The 7440-nt window shown below is 59.9% G+C and carries 6 protein-coding genes; 5 read left to right on the top strand and 1 reads right to left on the bottom strand.

Annotation, left to right across the window (positions count from 1 at the left end; all coding sequences use genetic code 11):
- The 5 genes from DBR12_RS03230 to DBR12_RS03210 form a co-directional block, all read left to right on the top strand.
- The coding region (locus DBR12_RS03230) for a chemotaxis protein CheA (RefSeq protein WP_233244269.1) at nt 1–1701 on the top strand (1701 nt) is incomplete at its 5' end.
- A gap of 58 nt (nt 1702–1759) precedes the next feature.
- Nucleotides 1760–2248: a chemotaxis protein CheW gene (locus DBR12_RS03225; RefSeq protein WP_108615943.1), complete on the top strand. Its 489-nt coding sequence runs from the start codon at nt 1760–1762 to the stop codon at nt 2246–2248.
- A 106-nt stretch (nt 2249–2354) separates the two neighbouring features.
- Nucleotides 2355–3260 carry a CheR family methyltransferase gene (locus DBR12_RS03220; protein ID WP_108615930.1) on the top strand — a complete coding sequence of 302 codons (906 nt, stop codon included), beginning with the start codon at nt 2355–2357 and terminating at the stop codon, nt 3258–3260.
- 30 nt (nt 3261–3290) lie between these two features.
- Nucleotides 3291–4004 (top strand): chemoreceptor glutamine deamidase CheD, encoded by a 714-nt coding sequence (cheD, locus tag DBR12_RS03215; protein WP_108615929.1) that lies wholly within the window; start codon nt 3291–3293, stop codon nt 4002–4004.
- 15 nt (nt 4005–4019) lie between these two features.
- Nucleotides 4020–5120 carry a chemotaxis response regulator protein-glutamate methylesterase gene (locus tag DBR12_RS03210; protein WP_108615928.1) on the top strand — a complete coding sequence of 367 codons (1101 nt, stop codon included), beginning with the start codon at nt 4020–4022 and terminating at the stop codon, nt 5118–5120.
- A 115-nt stretch (nt 5121–5235) separates the two neighbouring features.
- Here DBR12_RS03210 and abc-f read toward each other — a convergent pair whose 3' ends face one another.
- Nucleotides 5236–7146 (bottom strand): ribosomal protection-like ABC-F family protein, encoded by a 1911-nt coding sequence (gene abc-f, locus DBR12_RS03205; protein WP_108615927.1) that lies wholly within the window; start codon nt 7144–7146, stop codon nt 5236–5238.
- Nucleotides 7147–7440: the final 294 nt, after the last annotated feature.

Here is a 7440-nt window from a genome sequence, read left to right as displayed (position 1 = left end):
ACCCCAGCTGCTGCAGCGCCTCCACCACCGCCGCCCCCACCCGCACCAGCTGCGCCTGCGCCTGCTCCCACGGCTGCCGCCCCTTCCGCCTCGGGGCAGGCTCGCCAGCTCGAAATTCAGATTGGCCCTCTTGAGCGGCCGGAGCAGGCGGACGCCATCAAGGAGCTGTTCCGAGACATTGCTGGCCTTGGTGTCATCCGGGACTTGGCGGCCACCGAGCCAAACACACGACTTTTTGGGGTTGAGACCAGTTCCACGAATGACGATCTGCTGGACCTGTTTGCCTTTCATGTGTCCAAGGAGCGGGTGGTCATTCGAGACGCTGGTGCAGCAGCAGGCGAGCCCGGCGCTGAACCGGTAGACGACGAAGCTGCGATGGCAGTGGATACATCCGGTGGCGAGACGCCCTACGGCTTCTTCAGTGGGGCTCCAGGCGCTCCCACCGAGGCCTTGCAAACAGCAACACAAGCCCCTGCCCAGGCCCCCAAGGCGGCCGCTCCCAAGGCGGAGCCCAAGGCCGCCGCACAGGCGCAGATGGAATCCACGACCATCCGGGTCGATATCAAGAAGGTTGATCAGCTCATCAACCTCGTGGGTGAACTGGTGATCACTCAGGCGATGCTGGCGCAAAACAGCCGAGGGCTGGATGCTGGTGCCTACCAGCAACTGCTGGCCGGCTTGGCTGATCTTGATCGCAACACCCGGGACCTGCAAGAGTCGGTGATGTCGATCCGCATGATCCCTATGTCGATCGTCTTCAGCCGCTTCCCGCGCATGCTGCGCGACCTTGCCAACAAGCTGGGCAAAAAGGTGGAGCTGGTCACTCTGGGTGAGGCCACCGAACTGGACAAGGGCCTGGTCGAAAAGATCACTGACCCATTGACCCACCTTGTGCGCAATAGCTGTGACCATGGTATCGAGATGCCTGCAGACCGCTTGGCCAAGGGCAAGTCTGAGCACGGAACCATCACACTGTCGGCCTCGCACCAAGGCGGTTCCATCGTTATCGAGGTGCGCGACGACGGTCGGGGTCTTTCGCGTGAAAAGATCCTGAGCAAGGCCCAGGAGCGGGGCATCGAAGTGTCTGAGCAGATGAGCGATGCCGAAGTGTGGCAGTTGATTTTTGCTCCGGGCTTTTCCACAGCAGATGAGGTCACCGATGTGTCCGGGCGTGGTGTTGGCATGGACGTGGTCAAACGTAACATCGCTGCGCTCAATGGATCCGTGGAGATCGATTCGGCCGAAGGCTACGGTATGAAGGTGTCTGTGCGCCTGCCGCTGACTTTGGCCATCATGGATGGCATGTCGGTTGGGGTGGGCGACGAGGTGTACATCCTGCCCCTGTCTTCCGTCGTTGAGTCGTTCCAGGTTAACGCCGACGACGTGAGCACTGTGGCGCAGGGCTCGCAGTTGGTGAAGGTGCGCGACGAATACATGCCCGTGATCGCGTTGGAGAAAATCTTCCAGGTCCCGCGTTTCGACCTCAACAAGTCAAGCAACATCATGGTGGTGGTCGAGGCGGACGGCAGCCGTGTGGCGCTGCTCGTCGATGAACTGCTGGGGCAGCACCAGGTGGTGGTCAAGAACCTGGAGTCGAACTACCGGAAAGTGCCCAACGTGTCTGGCGCCACCATCCTGGGTGATGGCACGGTAGCCTTGATTCTGGACACGGGTGGCTTGGTGCGCCGGGCGCGCCACTGAGGATTCAAGCGCCCCGGTCCGTCAGGGCCTGGGCGCTGTCATGAAAGGAGAATGCACCATGAGTGTGATTGGTAAGACGGCAGACGCTGCGCCGGCAGGTGCACGTGAATATCTGACATTCCGCCTGGATCAGGAAGAGTACGGCATCGACATCCTGAAGGTGCAGGAAATCCGGGGCTATGAGCCGCCGACCCGCATCGCCAATGCGCCCGAGTTCATCAAGGGCGTGACCAACCTGCGCGGGACGATTGTTCCCATTGTGGACATGCGCATCAAGTTCAATTGTGCGCAGGCCGACTACAACAGCTTCACTGTGGTGATCATCCTCAACCTGCGCAACCGGGTGGTCGGGATCGTGGTGGATTCGGTCAGCGATGTGATGGAGCTGACGCCTGAGAGCATTCGCTCGGCACCCGACATCGAGAGCGCCATCGACAACAGCTGTATTCTGGGGCTGGGGTCTGTGGGTGAGCGCATGCTGATCCTGCTCGACATCGAGAAACTCATGTCGAGCGTGGATATGGGTTTGGTTACTGCCAACGAATAAGGCGCAACGACGGTCAACAACCATTGGTGGCCCAGGCACATGTCAGGCAGCAAGCAGGGCTTGCGGGCCTCTTGGAGCGAACAGGATTTCCCTTCGGACGATCAATATGGCCCAAACCACCAGTGCCTCTGTTTCAGCCCGATCTGCCTCATCAAGGGTGGGTTCTGCCCACGCTGCGGCTGATACGCCTTCGGGGCCCTTGGCGCAAGGGCGTGAATTTGTCTGGACCAACGCAGACTTTGCACGGGTCCAGGCGCTGATTTACCAGCGTGCCGGCATCAGCCTGCATGATGGCAAACATGCGATGGTGTACAGCCGACTGTCGCGGCGGCTGCGTGATACCGGGCACACCAGTTTTCACGAGTACCTCAGCTGGCTCGAGAACCACGACGGCCCCGAATGGCAGGAGTTCGTCAATGCCCTCACTACCAACCTGACGGCATTCTTCCGGGAGCAGCATCACTTCGAGATCTTTGCCTCGCATCTGCGTTCCAAGCCATCGGCAAACTGGAAGGTCTGGTGCAATGCCGCGTCCACAGGCGAGGAGCCGTATTCGATTGTCATGACGGCGTTCGAAGCGCTAGGGGGCAGCTCCTCATTCAAGCTCACGGCCAGCGACATCGACTCGCGTGTGTTGGCAACAGCCGCGCAAGGCGTGTACCGGCTGGACGGGTTGAAGGGGGTGAGTCCGGAGCGTCTGCAAAAGTTCTTCTTGCGGGGGAAGGGCGGCAACGCGGGCATGGTGCGTGCCAAGCCTGAGCTGCGGCGCGTCATTGATTTCATGAGTGTGAATCTCATCCGCGATGACTGGCCTTTCAAGGAGCCCTTTGATGTTGTCTTCTGCCGCAACGTGATGATCTACTTCGACGCACCCACGCAGCGGAAGGTGCTGGAGCGGATCCACCGCGTGCTCAAGCCGGGGGGAATGTTGTTCGTCGGTCATGCCGAAAACTTCAGCGAATCTCGCGATCTGTTTACCCTGCGTGGCAAGACGGTGTACGAGCGCCGTTGACCTGTCCATGTTGTCTTGCAAAAAGCACCCATGACCAATCAGACTCCAGGCCCTTCCGAACGGCGTCGTGCACCGCGCATAGCGCCCTTGAGCGCTGATATCTATGCGGCGGGTGCGGCGCCTGCGCGCGAGTCCTCTTTGCAGGAACTCAAGGCGCAACGCCGCAAGCCAGGCGAGGCGTCCTTCTTCTACCTGGATCACCATTTTCAGCACAATGCCGTGAAGGTGCTGCCCGGGGAGTATTTCGTTTCGGACGAGAGTCTGGTCATCATGACCGTTCTGGGCTCGTGTATTGCGGCCTGCCTGTGGGATAGCCGTGCGCGTGTAGGAGGCATGAACCACTTCATGCTGCCCGATGGTGATCTGGCCGATGCGTCGGGGCGGTATGGTTCCTACGCCATGGAGTTGCTCATTAATGAGATGCTGAAGCTGGGTGCACGCCGCGAAACCATGCAGGCCAAGATTTTTGGCGGAGCCCAGGTGATGCACAACTTCACAACGATGAATGTTGGCGAGAGGAACACCAATTTTGTGCTCAACTACCTGCATACCGAGCGCATTCCGATTGTTTCCGAGGATGTGCTCGACATCTATCCCCGCAAGGTGGTCTTCTTTCCAATAACTGGAAAGGCCATGGTCAAGCGCCTGGCGCATGCCCATCCCGAGGCTTTGGCCCAGGAGGCACGCGGCAATGCTGTCACGGTGGTCAAGTCCACTGCAGGTGGTTCTGTTGATCTGTTTTGAGGAAGGTTCGCGTTAATGAGCAGAAAAATCCGGGTGATCGTGGTGGACGACTCGGCGTTGGTTCGCAGTCTGCTTTCCGAGATCATCAACCGGCAGCGAGACATGGAGTGCATTGGCTCTGCCAACGACCCTCTGGTGGCGCGCGAGATGATCCGTGAGCTCAATCCGGATGTCATTACGTTGGATGTTGAGATGCCACGCATGGACGGTATCGACTTTCTGGGCCGTCTGATGCGGCTGCGCCCCATGCCGGTGGTCATGATTTCTACACTGACGGAGCGTGGTGCCGAAGTTACGATGAAGGCGCTGGAGCTTGGCGCCATCGATTTTGTCGCCAAGCCGCGTGTGGGCTTGGCTAGCGGGCTCAACGACTTGGCCGCCCAGATCGTGGACAAGATCCGAGTTGCTGCGGTGGCGCAGGTTCGCCGTGCTCCGGTGCGGGATGCGGCGCTTGCCGGTGGTGGGGGCGGGGCTGCACAAGCTCATGCGCCAGCCGCTGCACTGTTGGGCCGTCTGTCAACGGAAAAGCTGATCTGCATTGGCGCCTCTACCGGCGGGACAGAGGCGATCAAGGAAGTGCTGGTCCAGATGCCGGCAGATTCGCCCGCCATCGTTATCACCCAGCACATGCCGCCAGGGTTCACCACCAGCTTTGCAGCCCGCTTGAATGGGCTGTGCCAGATCACGGTGAAAGAAGCTGTCAATGGTGAGCGCATCTTGCCGGGCCATGCCTATATTGCGCCGGGTGGCACCCAGTTCCATGTGGCACGCAGTGGCGCCAACTATGTGGCTGTGGTCGATGATGGCCCCCCGGTCAATCGCCACAAACCATCGGTCGAAGTGCTTTTCAAGTCTGCCGCTGCAGTGGTGGGTCGCAATGCCTTCGGCATCATGTTGACCGGCATGGGGAATGATGGTGCCGCCGCGATGCGTGAGATGAAGGATGCAGGCAGCTACAACTACGTGCAGGATGAGGCAACGTGCATCGTTTTCGGAATGCCGCGCGAGGCCATTGCGCATGGCGCGGCCGATGAGGTTCTGCCTTTGGGCCAGATCGCTGGGGCTCTGGTCACGCGGTTGCGTGGCGCGACGGACCGGCTGCACCACCGCATCTGACGGACGTTAGTCCGTTTGGCAATGGCTGCCATCGGGGGAGGGGCTGGTCGTATGCCTGCACACTGCCTCCGGCGGCACCGTCCGGCCTTTAGGCCCTGGGCTACGCAATCCACACTCAGGTAGACAGTTCCGTCCAGCGCTCCAAAGCGGCCAGGAGTTCGTCGTCAATAGTGGCTGCACGGGTCGCCATATTGGCGGCGCGCGCTGGGTCTTTGCTGTACAGGCTTCCATCCGCAAGCGCTTCCTGCAGCACCTGCTGTTCCGACTCGAGGGCTGTGATGCGGGCAGGGAGCTGCTCCAGCTCACGTTGCTCTTTATACGAAAGCTTCTTTTTTGATAGCTGCTCAGGCTTATCAGAAGCGCGGAAAGGGCTATTTTTGCTTGTGTTTTCAGAGGTGGATGCTTTGGTAACCGCCGCTGCAGCGGCCGCCGAGGACTGAATGGCCTTGCTACGTTTGGATTGCTCCAGCCAGTCCTGCACACCCCCTTCGTATTCGCGCCAGAGGCCGTCACCTTCAAAAGCGATGGTGCTGGTCACCACGTTATCAAGGAAGGTCCGGTCGTGGCTGACCAAGAACACGGTGCCATCGTAGTTTTCCAGTAGCTCTTCCAGCAGGTCCAGGGTGTCAATGTCCAGGTCGTTGGTCGGTTCGTCCAGCACCAGGACGTTGGCGGGGCGTGCGAACAAGCGTGCCAGCAGCAGTCGGTTGCGCTCGCCACCCGACAGGGAGCGCACCGGTGAATGCGCGCGGGCTGGCGAAAAAAGGAAGTCGCTCAGGTAGCTTTTGACGTGTTTGCGCTGATTGCCGATTTCAATCCATTCGCTGCCGGGGCTGATGAAATCCTCCAGCGTGGCATCGAGGTTCACAGCATGGCGCATCTGGTCGAAATAGGCCACCTGCAGATTTGCTCCTTGGCGGATCGTGCCATGGTCGGCGGGCAACTCCCCCAGAATCATTTTGAGCAACGTCGTTTTGCCAGCGCCATTGGGGCCAATCAAGCCCACCTTGTCCCCCCGCAGAATGGTGCCTGTGAAGTTACGAACAATCGTCTTCTCTCCGAAGGCTTTGGTCACCCCCGTCAATTCCGCCACGATCTTGCCCTGGTAGCCGTTCGAGCCGCCGGTGGCTACATCCATGCGCACGCTCCCGACTACGTCGCGGCGGGCCTCGCGGCGCGCGCGCAGCTGTTCCAGGCGGCTGATACGGCTTTGGCTGCGGGTGCGGCGCGCCTCCACTCCCTTGCGTATCCAGACCTCTTCCTGTGCCAGCAGCTTGTCTGCCTTGGCTGCGATCACTGCTTCCTGGGCGAGCTGTTCTTCCTTCTGAATCTGGTACTGCGCAAAGTTGCCTGGGTAGGAACGCAATTGCCCTCGGTCCAGTTCAACGATCCGGGTGGCGACACGGTCCAGAAATGAGCGGTCATGCGTGATCGTGACGACGCTGCCCGGAAAGTCCAGCAAAAGGTCTTCCAGCCATTCGATAGAGTCGAGATCAAGGTGATTGGTGGGCTCGTCCAGCAGCAGAACATCAGGCCGGGCAACCAGCGCCTGGGCCAGGGCAACGCGCTTTTTGGTCCCCCCCGACAAGGTGCCGATCACAGCCTCCGGGTCCAAGTGCAAACGTTGCAGCGTTTCCTCAACACGCTGCTCCCAGTTCCATGCGTCATAGGCCTCGATCTCGGACTGCAAAGCATCCAGATCCAGCCCCTCGGCCCCGGAGAGATACTGATCGCGAATGCCGATAACACGCTGCAAGCCTTCGGATGCTGACTTGAAGATAGTGGCTGCTGGATCCAAGGTGGGCTCCTGGGCGACAAAGGCAATTCGCACACCTTGCTGTATTTGCAGCGCGCCGTCGTCTGGCTTGGCCAAGCCCCCAAGGATTTTGAGAAGCGAAGACTTGCCCGCGCCATTGCGGCCAATCAGGCCAACGCGCTCCGCAGTCTCCAAAGAAAAGCCGGCGTGGTCCAGCAGTGCAACATGCCCAAATGCGAGTTGGGCGTCCAGTAGGGTGATAAGTGCCATAGGGGCTGGATTATCGGTGGCGAGCGCAAAGAGGGGTCACACAGACTGACTCTGACGAAGTAGAAGGGGAGCCCGGTGCGCCCATGGCGCACCTGAGGAGCGTTCGGGCTTTGGCGTGATGCCACAGGAGGTAGATGGGAAGGAGTTGCGAAGTTCTTGTTGCGTCTTGTTAATCCGTGCTATAGTCGAGGGCTTAGCTTCTGAGGCGCTTGACCGGACGATCTGATCGTTTGGTGTTGTGCCTAGTTGCTGGCGGTGATGCTCTTTTTTGGGTTGTGCTGCTGGTGATTGAAG

This window comes from Acidovorax sp. HMWF029, assembly GCF_003060895.1.
In the GTDB taxonomy this organism is placed as follows: domain Bacteria; phylum Pseudomonadota; class Gammaproteobacteria; order Burkholderiales; family Burkholderiaceae_C; genus Acidovorax.
The sequence above is the reverse complement of the archived record's forward strand: the minus strand, read 5'-3'. Positions and strand labels throughout refer to the sequence as shown.

What these genes read in the sequence shown, in the direction of transcription:
- DBR12_RS03225 (WP_108615943.1), top strand. Translation starts at nt 1,760, where the DNA reads ATGAGTGTGATTGGTAAGACGGCAGACGCTGCGCCGGCAGGTGCACGT.
- DBR12_RS03220 (WP_108615930.1), top strand. Translation starts at nt 2,355, where the DNA reads ATGGCCCAAACCACCAGTGCCTCTGTTTCAGCCCGATCTGCCTCATCA.
- cheD (WP_108615929.1), top strand. Translation starts at nt 3,291, where the DNA reads ATGACCAATCAGACTCCAGGCCCTTCCGAACGGCGTCGTGCACCGCGC.
- DBR12_RS03210 (WP_108615928.1), top strand. Translation starts at nt 4,020, where the DNA reads ATGAGCAGAAAAATCCGGGTGATCGTGGTGGACGACTCGGCGTTGGTT.
- abc-f (WP_108615927.1), bottom strand. Translation starts at nt 7,146, where the DNA reads ATGGCACTTATCACCCTACTGGACGCCCAACTCGCATTTGGGCATGTT.